This is a genomic window from Azospirillum oleiclasticum (assembly GCF_013423485.1).
GTDB classification, from domain to species: Bacteria; Pseudomonadota; Alphaproteobacteria; order Azospirillales; family Azospirillaceae; genus Azospirillum; species Azospirillum oleiclasticum.
Genome location: NZ_JABFFR010000023.1, coordinates 224,290 through 242,272, shown reverse-complemented (window position 1 = coordinate 242,272; position 17,983 = coordinate 224,290). Strand labels below are relative to the sequence as shown.

The 17,983-nt window shown below is 68.8% G+C and carries 19 protein-coding genes; 9 read left to right on the top strand and 10 right to left on the bottom strand.

What is annotated here, in order from left to right:
- Nucleotides 1–106: 106 nt before the first annotated feature.
- From HL658_RS22765 to HL658_RS22750, 4 genes are all read right to left on the bottom strand, one after another.
- Nucleotides 107–679 carry a hypothetical protein gene (locus tag HL658_RS22765; RefSeq protein WP_180282984.1) on the bottom strand — a complete coding sequence of 191 codons (573 nt, stop codon included), beginning with the start codon at nucleotides 677–679 and terminating at the stop codon, nucleotides 107–109.
- Nucleotides 680–989: 310 nt separating this feature from the next.
- Complete coding sequence (locus HL658_RS22760) at nucleotides 990–1,919, bottom strand: SAM-dependent methyltransferase (protein WP_180282985.1); 930 nt, start codon at nucleotides 1,917–1,919, stop codon at nucleotides 990–992.
- 82 nt (nucleotides 1,920–2,001) lie between these two features.
- A complete protein-coding gene (locus HL658_RS22755; protein ID WP_180282986.1) occupies nucleotides 2,002–2,811 on the bottom strand; it encodes a transglutaminase-like domain-containing protein in 810 nt (269 codons plus the stop codon).
- 77 nt (nucleotides 2,812–2,888) lie between these two features.
- Entirely contained in the window at nucleotides 2,889–4,520 is a 1,632-nt protein-coding gene (locus HL658_RS22750; protein ID WP_246337786.1) for an alpha-glucosidase, read from the bottom strand.
- Between the two features lie 131 nt (nucleotides 4,521–4,651).
- On the opposite strand from HL658_RS22750, the gene HL658_RS22745 reads away from it, so the two are divergent.
- Nucleotides 4,652–4,903, top strand: coding sequence for a (2Fe-2S)-binding protein (locus tag HL658_RS22745; protein ID WP_180282987.1), 252 nt, complete (start codon nucleotides 4,652–4,654; stop codon nucleotides 4,901–4,903).
- A gap of 31 nt (nucleotides 4,904–4,934) precedes the next feature.
- On the opposite strand, the gene HL658_RS22740 is transcribed toward HL658_RS22745, so the two are convergent.
- Complete coding sequence (locus HL658_RS22740; RefSeq protein WP_180282988.1) at nucleotides 4,935–5,957, bottom strand: Leu/Phe/Val dehydrogenase; 1,023 nt, start codon at nucleotides 5,955–5,957, stop codon at nucleotides 4,935–4,937.
- 342 nt (nucleotides 5,958–6,299) lie between these two features.
- On the opposite strand from HL658_RS22740, the gene HL658_RS22735 reads away from it, so the two are divergent.
- The 4 genes from HL658_RS22735 to HL658_RS22720 all read left to right on the top strand — a co-directional run bounded on the left by HL658_RS22735 (nucleotide 6,300) and on the right by HL658_RS22720 (nucleotide 8,348).
- Complete coding sequence (locus HL658_RS22735) at nucleotides 6,300–6,608, top strand: sll1863 family stress response protein (protein WP_180282989.1); 309 nt, start codon at nucleotides 6,300–6,302, stop codon at nucleotides 6,606–6,608.
- A 96-nt stretch (nucleotides 6,609–6,704) separates the two neighbouring features.
- Complete coding sequence (locus tag HL658_RS22730; protein ID WP_180282990.1) at nucleotides 6,705–7,022, top strand: ArsR/SmtB family transcription factor; 318 nt, start codon at nucleotides 6,705–6,707, stop codon at nucleotides 7,020–7,022.
- Nucleotides 7,019–8,095, top strand: coding sequence for a permease (locus HL658_RS22725; RefSeq protein WP_180282991.1), 1,077 nt, complete (start codon nucleotides 7,019–7,021; stop codon nucleotides 8,093–8,095). The genes HL658_RS22730 and HL658_RS22725 overlap by 4 nt, the downstream gene beginning before the upstream one ends.
- Nucleotides 8,096–8,111: 16 nt before the next feature.
- A complete protein-coding gene (locus tag HL658_RS22720) occupies nucleotides 8,112–8,348 on the top strand; it encodes a thioredoxin family protein (protein WP_180282992.1) in 237 nt (78 codons plus the stop codon).
- A gap of 10 nt (nucleotides 8,349–8,358) precedes the next feature.
- On the opposite strand, the gene HL658_RS22715 is transcribed toward HL658_RS22720, so the two are convergent.
- Nucleotides 8,359–8,958: a response regulator transcription factor gene (locus HL658_RS22715; protein ID WP_180282993.1), complete on the bottom strand. Its 600-nt coding sequence runs from the start codon at nucleotides 8,956–8,958 to the stop codon at nucleotides 8,359–8,361.
- Nucleotides 8,955–10,967, bottom strand: coding sequence for a sensor histidine kinase (locus HL658_RS22710; RefSeq protein WP_343055286.1), 2,013 nt, complete (start codon nucleotides 10,965–10,967; stop codon nucleotides 8,955–8,957). Before HL658_RS22710 ends, HL658_RS22715 begins: the two co-directional genes overlap by 4 nt.
- 132 nt (nucleotides 10,968–11,099) lie before the next feature.
- Here HL658_RS22710 and HL658_RS22705 point away from each other — a divergent pair, with 132 nt between their 5' ends.
- From HL658_RS22705 to HL658_RS22695, 3 genes are all read left to right on the top strand, one after another.
- Nucleotides 11,100–12,104 carry a TRAP transporter substrate-binding protein gene (locus HL658_RS22705; RefSeq protein WP_180282994.1) on the top strand — a complete coding sequence of 335 codons (1,005 nt, stop codon included), beginning with the start codon at nucleotides 11,100–11,102 and terminating at the stop codon, nucleotides 12,102–12,104.
- Nucleotides 12,105–12,206: 102 nt separating this feature from the next.
- Nucleotides 12,207–12,869 (top strand): TRAP transporter small permease, encoded by a 663-nt coding sequence (locus HL658_RS22700; RefSeq protein ID WP_180282995.1) that lies wholly within the window; start codon nucleotides 12,207–12,209, stop codon nucleotides 12,867–12,869.
- A complete protein-coding gene (locus HL658_RS22695) occupies nucleotides 12,866–14,164 on the top strand; it encodes a TRAP transporter large permease (protein WP_180282996.1) in 1,299 nt (432 codons plus the stop codon). The genes HL658_RS22700 and HL658_RS22695 overlap by 4 nt, the downstream gene beginning before the upstream one ends.
- Before the next feature lie 22 nt (nucleotides 14,165–14,186).
- On the opposite strand, the gene HL658_RS22690 is transcribed toward HL658_RS22695, so the two are convergent.
- Complete coding sequence (locus HL658_RS22690) at nucleotides 14,187–14,810, bottom strand: gamma-glutamylcyclotransferase (RefSeq protein ID WP_180282997.1); 624 nt, start codon at nucleotides 14,808–14,810, stop codon at nucleotides 14,187–14,189.
- A gap of 112 nt (nucleotides 14,811–14,922) precedes the next feature.
- Between HL658_RS22690 and HL658_RS22685 the strand changes: the two genes are divergently transcribed.
- Entirely contained in the window at nucleotides 14,923–15,936 is a 1,014-nt protein-coding gene (locus tag HL658_RS22685; RefSeq protein ID WP_180282998.1) for a DUF2125 domain-containing protein, read from the top strand.
- A 43-nt stretch (nucleotides 15,937–15,979) separates the two neighbouring features.
- Here the strand turns inward: HL658_RS22685 and HL658_RS22680 are convergent, their stop codons facing one another.
- Together HL658_RS22680 and HL658_RS22675 are read right to left on the bottom strand one after the other, a co-directional pair.
- Complete coding sequence (locus tag HL658_RS22680; RefSeq protein ID WP_343055285.1) at nucleotides 15,980–16,666, bottom strand: gamma-glutamylcyclotransferase; 687 nt, start codon at nucleotides 16,664–16,666, stop codon at nucleotides 15,980–15,982.
- Nucleotides 16,663–17,961, bottom strand: a complete 1,299-nt coding sequence (locus tag HL658_RS22675; RefSeq protein ID WP_180282999.1) for a hemolysin family protein — start codon at nucleotides 17,959–17,961, stop codon at nucleotides 16,663–16,665. Before HL658_RS22675 ends, HL658_RS22680 begins: the two co-directional genes overlap by 4 nt.
- Nucleotides 17,962–17,983: the final 22 nt, after the last annotated feature.

Below are 17,983 nucleotides of genomic sequence, written 5' to 3'. Positions count from 1 at the left end.
CGGCTACCGTGTCCTCATCGTCGACTTCAACATTGAAACGGATACCGCGACGGACATCGGCTTCTTGGCCGCGCGTAAGGTCAGCTACTTGGCCGAAAAGGGCACGCTATTCTTCAAATAGCATGCGCACTTTGTTGTTTTCCGTCCCTTTCAAGTGAGCGGCCAATTCCAACGCTAGGCCACCCATCATCGCCGTACCCACTATGGATTCATGTCCGAAATCCTCTTCTAGGTTCTCAGAAGTAACGGCCCTACGTTTCGAGTCACGGCACGCCTGAGCTACAAGTTCAACAGATGCCTCATTGAAGGGCAACAGGTGACGATGGACAATTTTTCCTCCACGATAAAAGCCGAAGCAGACATGATCGCCATCAATGGCAATTCCGATATAATCCTCGTCAGAAAGACCCTCTTCTTTTGCCCGTCGCGGGATATACTTCGAAAGTCGATCGTAAATTGCTTCCTTGAATGCCCTACTATCGGTCCTTCCTTTGAATAGACCCTTGTCCTTAAACTCGATGACCACCTGATTGTATGAAGCATCGTTGCGATCGCGCTCTGCGTGAAAAGTAACATTCAGCTCATTTTCGAGGTGCTTGAGCCAGCCCTTCCGTACCTCTTCCTCCGTTTTCCAGTTCGGGCGGTCTGCAGAGAGCTTCCGAAAGAGTGAGCCAGCCATGATTTGATCCACTGTTGAAGGCAGTGAATGGGGTTATATTGCTTCTGCGCTGGCGAGAAAGTGGAAACCGTCTCCGGCAAGAAAGATACGCTGTCGTGTGACGCGAATGTCCCAGGCATTGTTCACAGTGACAGTGACAGTGACAGTGACAGTGACAGTGACAGTGACAGTGACAGTGACAGTGACAGTGACAGTGACAGTGACAGTGACAGTTTGAGCGAAGTTACAATTTACGGGTGAAGTCATTCATACTTTAGCGCCACAAAGTTCACGCAGAGCATTTATTCCGGCACAGAATGGCCGACAATGTTCAGCGCTTCGGTTCGATTGCCCACATCCAGGTCAGCTCGTGCTTGTTGTGGAACAGGTGCATCAGGCGGCTGCCGGGGATGGCGGCGAGTGTCGCGGCGGCGGTGTGGTCGGTTTCGCCCTGGAACTTGATGGTGCAGATCATGCGCTTCGCCAGCCCGCTGCCGCGCCACGCCTCCACCAGCCGCAGCAGCCGCTCCGGGTAGCAGATGACGTCCGACGTCAGCCAGTCCACCGGGCCGATGTCCTGCGGGCGCAGGCCGAAGGCGCTTTCCTGACGATGCTCCACCCGCGGCAGTGCTGCGACGGAGGGGTCGAGCGGGGCCTTGTCGATGCTCAGCACCGAGGCACCCAGCCCGTGCAGCACCCAGGTCCAGCCGCCGGGGCTGGAACCGAGGTCGACGCAGCGGTCGCCGGGGCCGGGCAGCGGGCCGCCGAACAGGGTCAGCGCCTCCCACAGCTTCAGGTAGGCGCGGTTCGGCGGGTTGGCGCGATCCTCCACGAACACCGCCTCGCCATGGCGGAATGGGCTGGAGCAATGGCCGGCCGCGATGAGGGTGCGCTCGTCGAGCAGCGCCCAGGATCCCAGCGGGGCGGTCGGCGGCGGGGCGGGGAAGACCAGTGGCTTGGCGGAGACGTGGGGCAGATTCTCCTGGATCAGCGTCGCCCGGCGGTGGTGGCGCAGCGGCCACAGCGTCCAGTTGCGCTGGATGGCGCGCAGAGCCTTCGCCGCCTCCTTGATCGAGGCGAACTCGATGCGCACCGGGTCGAACCAGACATTCTGCGCCCAGGCCGCCGGCCGCGCCAGGCCGGGGGTGAAGACCAGCCGCCCGTCCACCGTGGCGTCCGGCCCCAGCTCGGCCAGCAGGTCCGCCTCGAACCCTTCGGCGGCGAGATAGACGGTCTGTCCCAACGGCTCGGTGGTGGTCACGGCACATTCCCCCTGGCAAGGCGGGGGATCATAGTGGCGGCACCGGCTTACGGCCAGTGCCGCCCGCTTCCGTCCCGACCCTTCAGCCCGCGATCTGGTCCGTCCACACCCGGAACGACGCCAGCTTGTTGGGACCGAAGGTGTGGGTCAGCGGCACGTCGGCGGCGTCGCGGCCCTGGGCGATCAGGATGCGGCCGATGCGCGGCGCGTTGTTGCGCGGGTCGAAGACCCACCAGCGGCCGCCCAGATAGACCTCCATCCAGGCCGCGAAGTCCATCGGGTCGTAAGGCGGCGGCAGGCCGATGTCACTGATGTAGCCGGTGCAGTAGCGCGCCGGGATGTTCATGCAGCGGCAGAAGGTGACGGCGAGGTGGGCGTAATCGCGGCAGACCCCCAGCCGCTCGGCGTAGGTCTCCGCCGCCGTGCGGGTGGCACGGGCGTGCTGGTAGCCGAATTTGACGTGCTGGTGCACGAAATCGCAGATGGCCTGGACCCGCGGCCAGCCGAGCGGCGTGTTGCCGAACAGCCGCCACGCCTCTTCCGACAGTCGGTCCGTCTCGCAGTAGCGGCTGCCGAGCAGGAACAGCAGCGTGTCGGGCGGCAGGTCCTGCACGGCGTGCTGGATGGCGTCCATCGCCACCGGGTCGCTCCGACCCTCGTCCCGGATGACGCTGTCGGTGCCGAGCGTGAAACGCCCGGCCGGGGCCACCAGACGGCAGCACCAGTTGCCGAAGCTGTCGCGGTAGCTCTGGATCGGCACCGCCGGGGTGGTGACGAGGTGGTCCGGATGTTCGAGGCTCATCACGCGCGAATAATGCACGTTGAGCATGACGATCATCGGCGTCGGTGCAGGAAACTCATAGCTCAGCTCGCAGCCCAGCCGGATCCGCATGGCACAGTCTCCCGTGGAAGGGCCGCGGGATGCGGACCGTTCGTCATCCTACGGCCAACCGTGCCAGGATCGCCACGTCAATTCCGCAGCGCGGCAAACGCCCCGCCCCATCCCGGCAGCCGCAGCGCGCCGTCCGCCACGGCGCCCGGCAGGCCGTGGCCGTCCAGCGGGGTGCCGTCGAACGGAATCGTCTGCGGATCGGGGGAGAGGTTGAAGACGCAGAGGATCGCCTGCCCCTCCGCCCGGCGCTCGAACAGCAGCAGCGGCTCCGGCGCGTCGCGGAAGCGGATGGAGCCGCCGCGCAGGGCCGGGTGCAGCCGGCGCCACGCCAGGAAGCCGCGGGTGAAGGCCAGCACGCTGGCCGGGTCGGCCTCCTGCACGTCCACGGCGCGGGCGATATGCTCCGCGGGGATGGGCAGCCAGGGCTCGGCGCTGGAGAAGCCGGCGTTGGGGTCGGTGGCGCTCCAGGGCATGGGCGTGCGGCAGCCGTCGCGCCCCGCCGGCTCCGGCCACATGGCGATGCCGTAGGGGTCCCGCATGCGCTCCAGCGGCACCTCGGCCTGCGGCAGGCCCAGCTCCTCCCCCTGGTAGAGGAAGGCGGTGCCGCGCAGGGAGGTCAGCAGCGCGATCAGCAGCTTGGCGGCGGCCGGCGGTGCCTCCGCCCCGCCCCAGCGGCTGGCGACGCGCGGCACGTCGTGGTTGGAGAAGGCCCAGGACGGCCAGCCCGGACCCGGCTGGGCCTCGAACGCCTCTACCGCCCGGCGGATGGTGCCGGCCCCGAAGTCCGCACCCAGCAGGGCGAAGTTGTAGGCGGTGTGCAGAAGGTCGGGGGCGGCGACGTACTCCGCGGCGCGGGCGACGCTGTCGTCGTCGTGCACCTCCGCCACCGCCATGCGGTCGGGGTAGCGGTCGAGCAGCGCGCGCAGCCGGCGCAGCACCGCGAGGTTTTCCGGCTGCGACTTGTCGAAGCGGTGGATCTGCATGCCGTAGGGGTTGCCGCGCGGCGTGCCGTCGGGCCAGCGCGCGTCGGGCGGGCGGGCGGGATTGTCGCGCAGCAACGGGTCGTGCAGATAGTAGTTGGCGACGTCCAGCCGGAAGCCGTCCACCCCGCGGTCGAGCCAGAAGGCGCAGTCGGCCAGCACCGCGTCCTGCACCGCGGGGTTGTGCAGGTTCAGGTCCGGCTGCTCGACCAGGAAATTGTGCAGGTAATACTGCCGCCGCCCGCCGTCCCACGCCCAGGCGGAACCGCCGAAGCAGGACAGCCAGTTGTTGGGCGGAGTGCCGTCGGGCTTCGGATCGGCCCAGACGTACCAGTCCGCGCGCGGGCCGTGGCGGCTGCGCCGGCTCTCCCGGAACCAGGGGTGGCGGTCGGAGCTGTGGCTGAGCACCATGTCGATGATGACCTTCAGCCCCAGCCCGTGCGCCCGCTCCAGCAGCGCGTCAACGTCGGCCAATGTGCCGAACAGAGGATCGACGCCGCGGTAATCGGCCACGTCGTAGCCGAAATCCTTCATCGGCGAGGTGAAGAAAGGCGACAGCCAGACGCCGTCGACCCCGAGCCCCGCCACATGATCAAGCCGCCGGGTGACGCCCGGCAGATCGCCCACCCCGTCGCCGCCGGCGTCGAGGAAGCTGCGCGGGTAGATCTGGTAGAGGACGGCACCACGCCACCATGGCTCCATCGACAGGCCCCTTCCGCTGATGGTCATCGGCCGTTCCGGTCAATCCCGCCGGGGCTGTGACGAAAGCGCACAGCCCCCGAAGGGACATTCCCGCCACGTTGACAATCATTCTCATTATCGGTAATCGTTGGATCGTCGCACAGCAAGGTCGAGGCCCCATGTACGTCTGCATCTGCTCCGCCTTCAACGAAAAGAAGGTCAAAGAAGCCCTCGATGCGGGCGCGCGGTCCACGGCCTCCGTCTTCCGCCACATCGGCACCTCCGTCCAGTGCGGCAAATGCGTGCCCACCGTGCGCGACATGGTGCGCGACCACTGCGTCGGCGACTGCGCCCATTGCCCCAACGCCGACGACCACGCGGTCGCCGCCAACCAGGACACCCCCAGCTACGTGCCGATGGCGGCGGAGTGATCGGTCGCAGACTGAACGACACGCATTCCGTTCACCCCGCGGCCATGCGGTCGGCGGCGGTGTGGGTGGCGATGCCGGAGGCGGCGGCGCGGGCGAAGAGGTCCGCCAGGGTCTGCTCGATCCTCCCGACATGCGCGAAGGCGCGCTCGCGGTCGTAACCGCGCGGGTCGCGCTCGTGGTGGATGTTGATCAGGCCGCCGGCGTTGATCACGTAGTCGGGGGCGTAGAGGATGCCGCGCTCCGCCAGCCGGGCGCCGTGCCGGTCCTCCGCAAGCTGGTTGTTGGCCGACCCCGCGACGATACGCGCCTTCAGCCGCTCCACCGTCCCGTCGTTGATCACACCGCCCAGCGCGCAGGGCGCGAAGACCTCGGCATCGGTGTCGTAGATGGCCTCGGCCGCCACCGGCAGGGCGCCGAACTCGTCGGCCGCGCGCTCCATGGTGGCGGGGCGCAGGTCGGTGACCACCAGCCGCGCCCCCTCTCCGTGCAGCAGCCGGCACAGATGCAGGCCGACATGGCCCAGCCCCTGCACCGCCACGGTCAGACCATCCAGGCTGTTGCGCCGCAGCGCATGGGTCACGGCGGCGTGGATGCCGCGCCACACGCCGTGCGCGGTGGCCGGCGACGGGTCGCCGCCGCCCTCCGCCAGTCCGGCGACGTGGGGGGTGACGGTGCGCACGATGTCCATGTCGGCCGGGCTGGTGCCGACATCCTCCGCCACGATGTAGCGGCCGGCCAGCCGGTCCACCGCACGGCCCAGCGCCCGCAGAAGCTCCGGCGATTTCGGCCGGGCGGCGTCGGCGATCACCACGGACTTGCCGCCGCCATAGGGCAGATCGGCCATGACCGCCTTGCTGGTCATGCCGCGCGACAAGCGCAGCGCGTCGGTCAGCGCCGCCGCGTCATCCGCATAGCTCCAGTACCGGCAACCGCCAAGCGCCGGGCCGCGCCGCGTGTCGTGGATGGCGATGACCGCCTTCAGCCCGCTGTCGGCATCCGCAGCGAAAACAACCTGTTCATGGTGGTCGAACGAAGCATTGCCAAAGACGGTCATGCGCCTTTCTCCCCTGAGTTGCTGTTTTGTGTGGTGTTACCAACCTTGTGCGACAACTTGTCCAAATCATAGGTATGGAAAGCGGTTGACCGTCGTCAACGGCTGGGGCAAAACTTCAAAAAAAAGCACGAAGAACAAAGAAAAAGCGAGCCCAATGAAAACAAGAGGCCGCGGAGGAAGCGCAAACAGAAACGATCCGACTTCGGTTTCCGGGTGGCGTTTGCCTGAAAGGGCAAGCCCCCCGGCCGCATTCTTTTTCCGAAAATCCGAAGCATATTGTGCAACGCACAAAAATCTGCGGGCACAGCGGCTGTCTATCCTGTGGATGGAGGGAGGAACGCCATGACCACCCCTGCGGAACGGGACGGCCACGCGGCCCGCTCCCACGAGCGGCTGCTCGACGCCACCCGCCGGCTGGAGGCGCTGCGCTCGCACGCCGAACGCCAGCCGGCCGAACGGCGCGTCGAATTGGAACGCACGCTCGACCGGCTGCGCGGCCTGCGCAACCGGGCTTTGGCACGGCTGGAGGACTGCCGGCTGGCGAGCGGCGACGCCTGGCCATCCATGCGCCACCAGGCGATGGCCGCGCTGAACGAGCTGCTGGATGGCATCGCGGAGGTGGAACGGCGGACCCGGCGGGCGGCGGCCTGAGCGCCAACGCCCCGCGACGCTTTGTCCGATCCACGGTCGTTGCGTGGGTTGCCCTGCGGGCCAATAATGCGCACAGACGCATAAGCGGAAATAAGCATGACATCCCGCCCCCTGCCTCCCGACGCGGTCACCGCCCTGATGGCGGCACTGTCCGATCCCACCCGCCTGGGCGCCCTGCGCCTTCTGTGGGACGGGCGGGAGCATTGCGTGTGCGAGATGATGGAGCGGCTGGGCGCATCCCAGTCGCGGATGTCGCGCCATATGGCCGTCCTCAAGAGCATCGGCCTGGTCCTCGACCGGCGTGACGCCCAGTGGGTGCGCTACCGCCGCAACCCTGCGCTGTGCGCCGCCACGACCGCCATCGTCGATGCCGTCATGGCCGCGATGGCGGAAACACGAAAGGATGCGGCATGACCACCGGCATCTCCCCCATCACGGCCCCCGGCCCGCAACCCGATCCGGACCGGCCGGCATCCTGGCCCTGGATCGCCGGCACGGCCGCGGCCGTCGCCCTGTGGTTCCTGCTTTACGGGCAGCTCGTGCCGTTCTCCAACGCGGTCGTGGCGCTGCTGCCGCTGGAGCATGGCAGCCGGCTGGAGGAGGCCGTCCGCTTCTTCGTCTACGACACGCCCAAGGTGCTGCTGCTGCTGGTGCTGGTGGTGTTCGCCATGGGCGTGGTCCGGAGTTTCTTCTCGCCCGAGCGAACGCGCGCGCTGCTCGCCGGGCGGCGGGAGGGGCTGGGCAACGCCGCGGCGGCCGGGCTCGGTGTCGTCACCCCCTTCTGCTCCTGCTCCGCCGTGCCGCTGTTCGTGGGCTTCGTGTCCGCCGGGGTGCCGCTGGGGGTGACCTTCTCCTTCCTCATCGCGGCCCCGATGGTGAACGAGGTGGCGCTCGGGCTGCTCTTCGCGCTGGTCGGCTGGCGGGTGGCGTTCACCTACCTCGCCTTCGGGCTCGCCGTCGCCGTGGTCGCGGGCTGGATCATCGGCCGCCTGAAGCTGGACGGCTGGCTGGAGGCGTGGGTGCGCGACGTGCGGGCCGGCACCGCCGTCCTGCCGGTCGGGGAGGTCACCGCGGCCGACCGTGTCCGGGCGGGGATCGACGCCGTGCGCGACATCGTCGGCCGGGTGTGGGCGTGGATCATCGCCGGCATCGCGGCGGGGGCCTTCATCCATGGCTATGTGCCGGCGGAGCTGCTGGCCGCCATCATGGGGCGGGACGCGTGGTGGTCGGTGCCGGCCGCGGTCCTGCTGGGAATCCCCATGTATTCCAACGCCGCGGGCATCATCCCCGTGGTCGAGGCGCTGATCGGCAAGGGTGCCGCGCTGGGCACGGTGCTGGCCTTCATGATGGCCGTCACCGCCCTGTCGCTGCCCGAGATGATCATCCTGCGCAAGGTGCTGACGGTGCGCCTGCTCGCCGTGTTCGTCGGCGTCGTCGGGCTGGGCATCCTCGCCGTCGGCTTCCTGTTCAACGCGCTGTTCGTCTGAAAGAAGGAGTAGGACCATGAAGGACGTGAAGATACTGGGTCCCGGCTGCAAGCGCTGCCAGACCACCGCGGAGATGCTGCGGGCGGAAGCGGAGCGGCTGGGCGTGCCGGTCCATGTGGAGAAGGTGACGGATTACGCCGCCATCGCCGGCTATGGCATCGCCGCCACCCCCGGCATCGTCATCGACGGCACGGTCGTGCACGCCGGCGGGCTGCCCAAGACGGACGACATCGCGCGGTGGCTGACGGCGTGACGGCGGGGCCCTACCCCGCCCCAGACAGCAGCCGCGCCAGCTCCACCGCGGTCTTCACGCCCATCTTCTCGAAGACATGGGAGCGGTGGACCTCCACCGTGCGCATGCTGACGCCGAGCTGGTCGGCGATCACCTTGTTGAGGGTGCCGGCGACAACGAGCTCCATCACCTGCCGCTCGCGCGCGGTCAGGGTGGCGAGGCGGGTGGCGACGTGGGCCTGCCCGGCCTCCCGCGCGCGCTGATCGGCATCGACGGCCAGCGCCTCGATCACCCGGTCGACCAGCTCGTTGTCGTTGAAGGGCTTCTCCACGAAATCGCGGGCACCCTTCTTCAGCGCGGTCACCGCCACGGGCACGTCGCCATGGCCGGTCAGGAAGATGGCCGGCATGCGGCAGCCCAGCTCCCTCAGCCGCTCGAACAGCTCCAGCCCGCTCATCGCCTCCATGCGGATGTCGAGCAGCAGGCAGCCGGTCATGGCCGGGCTGTAGGCGGCCAGGAAGCTCTCCGCCGACTCCCAGCAGTCGCAGGGCACGTCGCGCGACTGGAACAGCCAGGTCAGCGCGTCGCGGATCGCCTCGTCGTCGTCGATGATGTGGACGCGCCCGGTCATGCCGCCGCGGCCTCCGCCCCGGCGAGCGGCAGCGTGAAGACGAAGGCGGCGCCGCCTTCGGGTCCCGGTTCGAACCACAGCCGGCCGCGATGGTGCTCGATGATCGACCGGCAGATGTTCAGCCCCATGCCCATGCCCTCGGTCTTGGTGGTGAAGAAGGGGGAGAAGAGACGCTCCTGCACCTCCGGCGCGATGCCGCAGCCATGGTCGGCGATGCGGGTGCGCAGCATGCCGTCCTCCCGCCGCACCGTCAGCTCCAGGCTGCGCGCCTCCCGCGGGGTGGCGGCCATCGCCTCGCAGGCGTTGCGCATCAGGTTGAGCAGCACCTGCTGCACCAGGATGCGGTCGGCCAGCGCCTCGGGAAGCGCCGTCTCCACATCCACCTCGATGCGCACGCCGTGCTTGCGGGCGTCGGGGCCGAACAGCGCGACGCAATCCTCCACCACCTGGTCCAGGGCGACGGGGCTGACGTTGGGATCGCGCTTGCGCACGAAATCATGCACGCGGCGGATGATCTGGCCGGCCCGCATGGCCTGCCGCGCCAGCTTCTCCAGCGCCGGGACCAGCTCGGCGGCGCTGCCGTCCCCGCCCTTCAGCCGGTTCAGGCAGCCGGTGGCGTAGCTGGCGATGGCCGACAGCGGCTGGTTCAGCTCGTGCGCCAGGGTGGAGGCCATCTCGCCCATGGTGATCAGGCGCGCGGTCTGCTGCAAACGCTCCTGCTGCTGGCGGGCCAGCTCGTCGGCGCGCTTGCGCTCGGTGATGTCGACGATGGAGCCCATCCAGCCCGTGTGCCGCCCGTCGGCGTCGATCAGCGGCGCCTCGTAGATCAGGGCGTCGAAGCGTTCCCCGTTGCGCCGGCGGAAACGCAGCTCGAAGCCGTCGAGCGGCGCCCGCCCGGCCATCACCGCGTGGAACGCCTCGCGCGTCTTCTCCATCTCCTCCGGCACCCAATAGGGCATGGCGGGGCCGGCGCCCACCAGCTCCTCCGCCGGCCAGCCGACCATGCGGCAGAAGGCCGGGTTCACGTAGGTGACGCGCCCCTCCAGGTCGCGGGCGCGCATGCCCACGGTCAGGCTGTCCTCCATCGCCTTGCGGAAGGCGTGCTCGGCGCGCAGCGCCTCCTCCGCCCGGACACGGCGCCGGATGTGTCGGCGCACCGCCCACAGGCTCCACAGCGCCGACGCGGTCAGCGCGAAGATGGCGGCGAGCAGGACATTGCGGGCGACGTTGTTCTCCGTCCGGTGCACGCCCACCACCAGCGCCAGCCCGTGGCCCGGCGGCTCGAAGGGGATGGTGTGGGTGCGCCCCTCCTCCGGCATCGGCACGTGCGACTTGGCGCCGAGCACGGTGCCGCGCGCGTCGATCACCTGGACCTGGTAATGCTCGGTGAACCACCACGGCACGTGGTGGGTGAGGATGGCGCCGATGGAGAAGACCGCCACCAGCACCCCGTCGAACCCCTGCGGCCCGAAGACCGGGATCAGCAGGTCGAAGCCGGCATCCCCGTCGGGCAGCGTGTAGGCCGCGGTGTAGACCGCCCGGCCGCCCGACCGCGCGATCAGGAAAGCGTCGCCGCGGTGGCTCGGCCCCAGCGCGTCGTCCAGCGGCACATCGGGCCCGGCCGGCGGCATCGCGGCCGTCAGGCGGCGTTCGGCGTCGAACCACAGCAGCCGCTGGATGGCCGAATCGGTGCGCAGGAAATGGCTGAACTGCGGCAGCGCCTCCGTCGGGGCCAGCTCGCGACGGCCCAGCGCCTCCGCCATGTAGCGCAGCTTCTCCTCGTCCGACGCGAGCTGGAAATGCAGGTTCTGCTCCACCCACAGCACGTTCTTGATGAGGGCGTTGTCCTCCTCCTGCCGCTCGTTGTGCTGGAGCATCCACAGGAAGACCCCGAGCAGCACCACCACCAGCACCATGGCCACGATGGGGGCCGCCTGGACGGCGCCGCGATGGTCCATCCGGCGGTGCGGGGCCGGGGCGGCTCGGGCGGAACGGGTGACGCTGGACACGATTGTCGGACGCTCCGGTTGCAACAGGTGCCGGGCAACGGTTTCGGATTTCCACAATAGCAATTCCGACGCAACTTATGAACAATACGCCCAGCCCTACCGGCCAAGAACCCCACAGGAGGAAAGATACCCATGAAGCTCGCCTCGCTCCTCGGCGCCGTCGCCCTCGGCTGCCTGATCAGCGCCCCGGCGCTCGCCCAGAGCCCCATCGTCATCAAGTTCAGCCACGTGGTGGCGCCCGAGACTCCCAAGGGCAAAGGGGCCGAGAAGTTCAAGGAACTGGCCGAGCAGCGCACCGGCGGCAAGGTGCAGGTCCAGGTCTACCCCAACAGCCAGCTCTACAAGGACAAGGAGGAGCTGGAGGCCCTGCAGCTCGGCGCCGTGCAGATGCTGGCCCCGTCGCTCGCCAAGTTCGGCCCGCTGGGCGTGAAGGAGTTCGAGGTCTTCGATCTGCCCTTCATCCTCCCCAGCAAGGAAGCCCTGCGCAAGGTCACGGAGGGACCGGTCGGCAAGAGCCTGCTGGACAAGCTGGGCTCCAAGGGCATCACCGGGCTGGCCTATTGGGACAACGGCTTCAAGATCATGAGCGCCAACCGGCCGCTCAAGACCCCGGCCGACTTCAAGGGCCTGAAGATGCGCATCCAGTCGTCCAAGGTGCTGGACGCGCAGATGCGCGCGCTGGGCGCCCTGCCGCAGGTGATGGCCTTCTCCGAGGTGTACCAGGCGCTGCAGACCGGCGTGGTGGACGGCACCGAGAACCCGCCGTCGAACATGTACACCCAGAAGATGCATGAGGTGCAGAAGCACGCCACGCTGTCGAACCACGGCTATCTGGGCTACGCGGTCATCGTCAACAAGCGCTTCTGGGACGGGCTGCCGGCCGACATCCGCACCCAGCTCGAAGGCGCCATGAAGGACGCGACCGTCTACGCCAACGACATCGCCCAGGCCGAGAACGACGCCTCGCTCGACGCCATGAAGAAGTCGGGCAAGACCGAGTTCCACACGCTGACCAACGAGGAGCGTGCCGCCTGGATCAAGGCCCTGGCGCCGGTGCGCGAGGACATGGCCAGCCGTGTCGGCAAGGACCTGATCGAGACGTTCGAGAAGGAAGGCGCCGCCGCCTCCAAGATGTAATCCCCGTCCGACCCGGTCATCCGGCGACGAGACAGGCGCCCGCACCCCCGAGGCGCGGGCGCCTTTTCCTTGCCCGGACGACCGCTCATCCGCGGAGCGACCATGCTGCTCAAGCTTCTCGACCGGCTGGAGGAGGTGCTGATCGCCTTCCTCATGGCCGCGGCGACGACCGTGATCTTCGTCGCCGTCGTCCACCGCTATCTGGCCGGCGTCCCCGTCGTCCAGGACTACGTCATCCACTGGAACCTCGCCTGGGCGCAGGAACTCTGCATCTACATGTTCGTCTGGATGGCGAAGTTCGGCGCCGCCTATGGCGTGCGCACCGGCATCCATGTCGGCGTCGACGTGCTGATCAACCGCATGTCCACCCCGGTGCGCGGCAAGTTCATCATCCTCGGGCTGCTGGCGGGCGCGCTGTTCACCGCCATCGTCGGCACGCTGGGCGCCACCTTCGTCTACGAGATGAGCCACACCGAACAGACCTCGGCCGACCTGGAATGGCCGATGTGGATGATCTATCTGGCGATCCCCGTCGGCTCCTACCTGATGTGCTTCCGCTTCCTGCAGGTCGCCTGGGCCTTCTCCCGCACCGGCGAGCTGCCGCACCACGACCATGGCCATGTCGAGGGGCTGGAGGAGGACACCAGCGATCCGCAGCGCGCCGGGCAGGACGTCAACTGGTTCGAGATGGACGACAACCTGCACCCCAAGGACATCGCGCACCATGAGGGCCAGAAGCCCCAGCGCCGGGAGGACGACCGATGAGCGCCGCCATCATCTTCGGCATTCTGCTGGCCCTGATGCTGACGGGCATGCCGATCTCCATCTCGCTCGGCCTGACCGTGCTGACCTTCCTGTTCACCATGACCGAAGTGCCGATCGAGGCGGTGGCGCTGAAGCTGTTCACCGGCATCGAGAAGTTCGAGATCATGGCGATCCCGTTCTTCATCCTGGCCGGCAACTTCCTGACGCATGGCGGCGTCGCCCGGCGCATGATCAACTTCGCCACCTCGATGGTCGGGCACTGGCACGGCGGTCTGGGTCTGGCGGGCGTGATGGGCTGCGCGCTGTTCGCCGCGGTGTCGGGCTCCAGCCCGGCGACAGTGGTCGCCATCGGCTCCATCGTGCTGCCGGCCATGGTGAAGCAGGGCTTCCCGCGCCAGTTCGGGGCCGGCGTCATCACCACCTCCGGTGCACTGGGCATCCTGATCCCGCCGTCCATCGTGATGGTGATGTACGCGGTGGCGACCAGCGGCAGCGCCAACTCCGCCTCGGTCGGCCAGCTCTTCATGGCCGGCGTCATCCCCGGCCTGATCCTGGCGACGCTCCTGGGCGTGACCACCTGGTACCGCGCCTGGAAGAACGGCTACCCGCGCATGCCGAAGGCGAGCTTCGCCGAACGCTGGAAGGCCTTCCGCGAGGCCGGTTGGGGTCTGGCGCTGATCATCATCGTCATCGGCGGCATCTATTCGGGCATGTTCACGCCGACGGAAGCCGCGGCGATGAGCGCGGTCTACGCCTTCATCATCGCCGTCTTCGTCTATCGCGACATGCCGCTGCGCGGGGTGCCCAAGGTGCTGCTGTCGTCGGCCAACATGTCGGCGATGCTGCTCTACATCATCACCAACGCGGTGCTGTTCTCCTTCCTGCTGACCTCGGAGAACATCCCGCAGGCGATCGCCGACTGGATCGTCGGGCAGGGGCTGGGGGTCGTCGCCTTCCTGCTGGTGACCAACATCCTGCTGCTGATGGCCGGCAACTTCATGGAGCCGTCGTCCATCGTGCTGATCATGGCGCCGATCCTGTTCCCGGTGGCGGTGCGGCTGGGCATCGACCCCGTGCATTTCGGCATCATGATGGTGGTCAACATGGAGGTGGGCATGTGCCACCCGCCGGTCGGCCTGAACCTCTACGTCGCCAGCGGCATCACCAAGATGGGCATCACCGAGCTGACCGTGGCGGTCATGCCCTGGCTGCTGACCATGCTGGCCTTCCTGGTGCTGATCACCTACGTGCCCATCATCTCGCTGTGGCTGCCGCGGATGCTGGGGATGATGTGAGGTCCCGGCCCGCCCGCGGGGGTCACACCCCGCGGCGGGCCGCGTCGAGCAGCCGGATCAGCCGGGCGTCGCGGATGCCCAGCGCCTCCAGATGCTCCACTGTGTTGACGAGATACTCCAGGTTCGGCCCGCGATCGCCGCAGCAGCCGGCGATGCGCCGGGCCGCCGCCTCTTCGTCCAGAAAGCCGCAATACTGCCCGTGGGCGCGGTCCACCACGAAGGTGCAGGCGGTGACCGACCGGCCGCAGGGCAGCCGCACCGGCAGCCGCTTCGGCCGGTAGACGCGGGTGCTCATCTCCCGCTCCCACAGATAATCCAGCGTCGCCGGCACATCGTCCGCCGCCACCCGGAAGGCGATGCCGCGGCAGGTGCCGCCGCGGTCGAGCCCCAGCACAAGCCCCGGATTGTCCGGCGTGCCGCGGTAGCGGTAGGAGGTGACGCAGAAATGCCGGTGATAGCCCTTGAGCACCGCCGGCTGCCGCTCCAGATGCGGGAAGCCGGGATTCCACATCAGCGACCCGTAGCCGAACACCCACAGCTCCGCACCGGGGGTGACCGTGATGTCTGCGGCCCACACGGGCGGCGGGGCGGGGGAGGGTTCGACGGCGGCGGTATCGGCGGAAACCGGTCGGGTATCCAGCAACATGTCCAGTCGGGCAGTCGGCAGGCGCCGGACCGGCGCCGAGTCGAATCCTAGCATGGCACCCATGTGGGGGCTATAACGGTCGATCCGAGGACCGGGAATTGACACGGCTGGCATGAAGCACCGGAAGACCATCACCATCCTCGCCGGACTGGCGGCGTTCGCCCTGGCCGGTTACACCGTGTGGTGGTGGATCGCCGCCCACGCCGTCGAACGCGGCATCGCCGACTGGATGGAGCAGCAGCGCCGCCAGGGAGCGCTGGTGGCTTATGGTGCGCTCGACATGGGGGGCTGGCCGTTCGCGCTGCACGCCACCGTCACCGAACCCGCTTACGAAGGGCACGGGGTGGCGTGGTCCGGCAGCCGGCTGACGGCGGAGGCCAAGCCCTGGGACTTCTCGGTCATCGACCTCGCCTTCGACGGCACCCACCGGCTGTCGCTGTCGGCGGACGAGGCCACCAAGGTGACGCTGAAAGCGGCTGGCGGCACCGGCCGCGTGACGATGGGGCCGGACGGCCAGCCGCGGTCGCTGGCGCTGGACGTCACCGACCTCGCCGTCATGCCCGCGGCGGGGGAGCCGATGACCGTCGCCCGGCTCGACCTCGCCGGCGCCCGCCCCGCGCTGCCCCCGGCCTCCCACCAGGACACCGGGCTGACGGTGACGCTGGCCGCCGGCGGGCTGCGGCTGCCCGGCCCGGCACCGGACGGGCTGGGGCCGCAGGTCCAGCGGGTGGACGCGTCGCTGCGCGTGCAGGGCCGCCCCCCCATGCCCGAACGCCCGGCCATCGCCGCCTGGAGCCGCGACGGCGGCGTCGTCGAGGTGGACCGTCTCGGCATCGACTGGGGGCCACTGTCCATGGCGGTGAACGGCACGGTGGCGCTCGACGCGCGGCTGCAGCCGCTGGCCGCCATGACCGCCGAGATCCAGGGTGCGGAGCAGGCGCTGACCGCCGTGCAGGAACGGCTGCGTCCCAACCAGCTCGCCGCCGCACGCTCGATCCTGGCCATGCTCTCCCGCCCGCCGGAGGGCGGCGGCCCGCCGGTGATCAAGGCACCGCTGTCGGTGCAGGACGGCTGGCTCTACGTCGGCCCGCTGAAGGTGGCCCCGGTGCCGCGGCTGCCGTGGTAGCGCGTCGCGGCGCCCAGTCCCGGCGCGCTTGATTTCGCAGGCGTCACACCCCCGCCAGTTCCTCCACCCGCTCGAACAGGCGCTCCATCCGGCGGTCGCGGACACCGGCGTCGTGCAGGGCGTCGATGACGTGGGCGAGGTAGTCGCGGCAGGTGCCGACAGCGCCGCTGGCGCCGGCGACGATGCGGGCGACCTCCTCCTCCGGCAGGCGGCCGGCGTAGCCCTCGTGCCGGTGGTTGATGCGGAAGGCGATGGCGGGCACCGGGCCGTCCGCCGTCTCCGCCGTGACCCAGGTGGGGACGTAGGCGCCGGTCACCATCTCGCGGTGCCAGACCACGTCCAGCTCATCCCGCAAGATGGACTCGTCGATGCGCAGCGCGATGCCCCGGCAGGCGCCGCCGCGCTCCAGCCCCAGATAGAGGCCGGGGTTGTCCGGCATGCCGCGGCCGATCACCGCCCACAGGCAGAAGCGGCGGTGCAGGCCGCGCACCAGCGCGTGCCGCCGCTCGGCCACATGGACCGCGGGGTTGGACATCAGCGAGCCGTAGGCGAAGAGCCACACCGGTTGCCCGACCGGACGGGTCGCCAGCGTGCGGTCGAGCGACTGGCGCAGCTCCTCCTCGGTCAGCACGCGCAGCGCGATGCCAGCCTCGCGGATCAGGCGTTGGAACAGGCCGTTGCGCAGCGCCTCCCGGTCCACCGCGTGGCGCCCGCCGGGGAGGTCGTTCACGCGCCCTCGCCGCCGGCCTTCTGGATCAGGATCTTGTCGATGCGGCGGCCGTCCATGTCCACCACCTCGAAGCGGAAGCCCTCCCAGTCCACATACTCCGACGCGGTGGGCACATGGCCCAGCTTGTCGAGCACGAAGCCGGCGATGGTGTGGTAGTCGCCGTCGTCCACGCGGAGCGCCGGCAGGTCGATCGCCGCCTCCACATCGTCCACCGGCGTCATGCCATCGACCAGCCAGGAGCCGTCCTCGCGCCGGACGATGCCCTGCTCCTCGTCGCCCTGGTCGGGCATCTCGCCGGCGATGGCCTCCAGGATGTCGGTGACGGTGACGATGCCCTCCACGCTGCCATACTCGTCCACCACCACGGCCATGTGGACGGTGGCCTGCTTGAACAGCTCCAGCAGCCGCATCACCGGCGTGCCGTCATGAACGATGAGGGCGTCCACCACCACCGCCCGCAGGTCGAAGGGGCGGCCGTGCAGCGCCTGATCGAGCAGCGCCTTGGTGGCGACGATGCCCTGCACCTCGTCCAGGTCACCGCGGCAGGCGGGGAAGCGGGAATAGCCGCTCTCGCGGATCTCGCGGGCGATCGTCTCCTGCGGGTCGTCGAGGTCGAGCCACACCACATCCGGCCGCGGCGTCATGATCGAGCGCACGCTGCGGTCGGACAGCCGCAGCACCCCCTCGATCATCTGGCGCTCGGCAGGCTCGAAGACGCCGGACTGGGTGCCCTCGGCGATCAGGGTCTTGACCTCCTCCTCCGTCACCGTCTGGTCGCGGATGCCGGACAGGCCGAGCAGCTTCAGCATGCCTTCGGTCGATACGCCGAGCAGCCAGACCAGCGGGGCCGCGGCGCGTGACAGGACGCTCATGGGGGCGGCGACGGTGGCGCTGATGCGCTCCGGGTTGGCGAGCGCCAGCCGCTTGGGCACCAGCTCGCCGACGATCAGCGACAGGTAGGTGATGGCCGCCACCACCAGCACGAAGGCGACCTGCCCGCCATAGGGCGCGATCCACGCCACCTCGTCCAGCGTGACGCCAAGGCGTTCGGCGATGGTGGCACCGCCGTAGGCGCCGGCGATGATGCCGATCAGCGTGATGCCGACCTGCACCGTGGACAGGAAGTTGGACGGATCCTCCGACAGCGCGAGCGCCGCCCTCGCCCCCTTGCCGCCCCGCGCCTCGGCAAGCTGCTGCAGCCGCGCCCGGCGCGACGACACCAGCGCCATCTCCGACATCGCGAAGAAGGCGTTGAGCAGGATCAGGAAGACGATGATCAGGATTTCCCACAACATGCGCGGTTCTGTTCCTCCCTTA

Coding starts and splice junctions, on each gene's coding strand:
- HL658_RS22765 (WP_180282984.1), bottom strand. CDS start 679: ATGGCTGGCTCACTCTTTCGGAAGCTCTCTGCAGACCGCCCGAACTGG.
- HL658_RS22755 (WP_180282986.1), bottom strand. CDS start 2,811: ATGCGGATCCGGCTGGGCTGCGAGCTGAGCTATGAGTTTCCTGCACCG.
- HL658_RS22750 (WP_246337786.1), bottom strand. CDS start 4,520: ATGACCATCAGCGGAAGGGGCCTGTCGATGGAGCCATGGTGGCGTGGT.
- HL658_RS22745 (WP_180282987.1), top strand. CDS start 4,652: ATGTACGTCTGCATCTGCTCCGCCTTCAACGAAAAGAAGGTCAAAGAA.
- HL658_RS22740 (WP_180282988.1), bottom strand. CDS start 5,957: ATGACCGTCTTTGGCAATGCTTCGTTCGACCACCATGAACAGGTTGTT.
- HL658_RS22735 (WP_180282989.1), top strand. CDS start 6,300: ATGACCACCCCTGCGGAACGGGACGGCCACGCGGCCCGCTCCCACGAG.
- HL658_RS22730 (WP_180282990.1), top strand. CDS start 6,705: ATGACATCCCGCCCCCTGCCTCCCGACGCGGTCACCGCCCTGATGGCG.
- HL658_RS22725 (WP_180282991.1), top strand. CDS start 7,019: ATGACCACCGGCATCTCCCCCATCACGGCCCCCGGCCCGCAACCCGAT.
- HL658_RS22720 (WP_180282992.1), top strand. CDS start 8,112: ATGAAGGACGTGAAGATACTGGGTCCCGGCTGCAAGCGCTGCCAGACC.
- HL658_RS22715 (WP_180282993.1), bottom strand. CDS start 8,958: ATGACCGGGCGCGTCCACATCATCGACGACGACGAGGCGATCCGCGAC.
- HL658_RS22705 (WP_180282994.1), top strand. CDS start 11,100: ATGAAGCTCGCCTCGCTCCTCGGCGCCGTCGCCCTCGGCTGCCTGATC.
- HL658_RS22700 (WP_180282995.1), top strand. CDS start 12,207: ATGCTGCTCAAGCTTCTCGACCGGCTGGAGGAGGTGCTGATCGCCTTC.
- HL658_RS22695 (WP_180282996.1), top strand. CDS start 12,866: ATGAGCGCCGCCATCATCTTCGGCATTCTGCTGGCCCTGATGCTGACG.
- HL658_RS22690 (WP_180282997.1), bottom strand. CDS start 14,810: ATGTTGCTGGATACCCGACCGGTTTCCGCCGATACCGCCGCCGTCGAA.
- HL658_RS22685 (WP_180282998.1), top strand. CDS start 14,923: ATGAAGCACCGGAAGACCATCACCATCCTCGCCGGACTGGCGGCGTTC.
- HL658_RS22675 (WP_180282999.1), bottom strand. CDS start 17,961: ATGTTGTGGGAAATCCTGATCATCGTCTTCCTGATCCTGCTCAACGCC.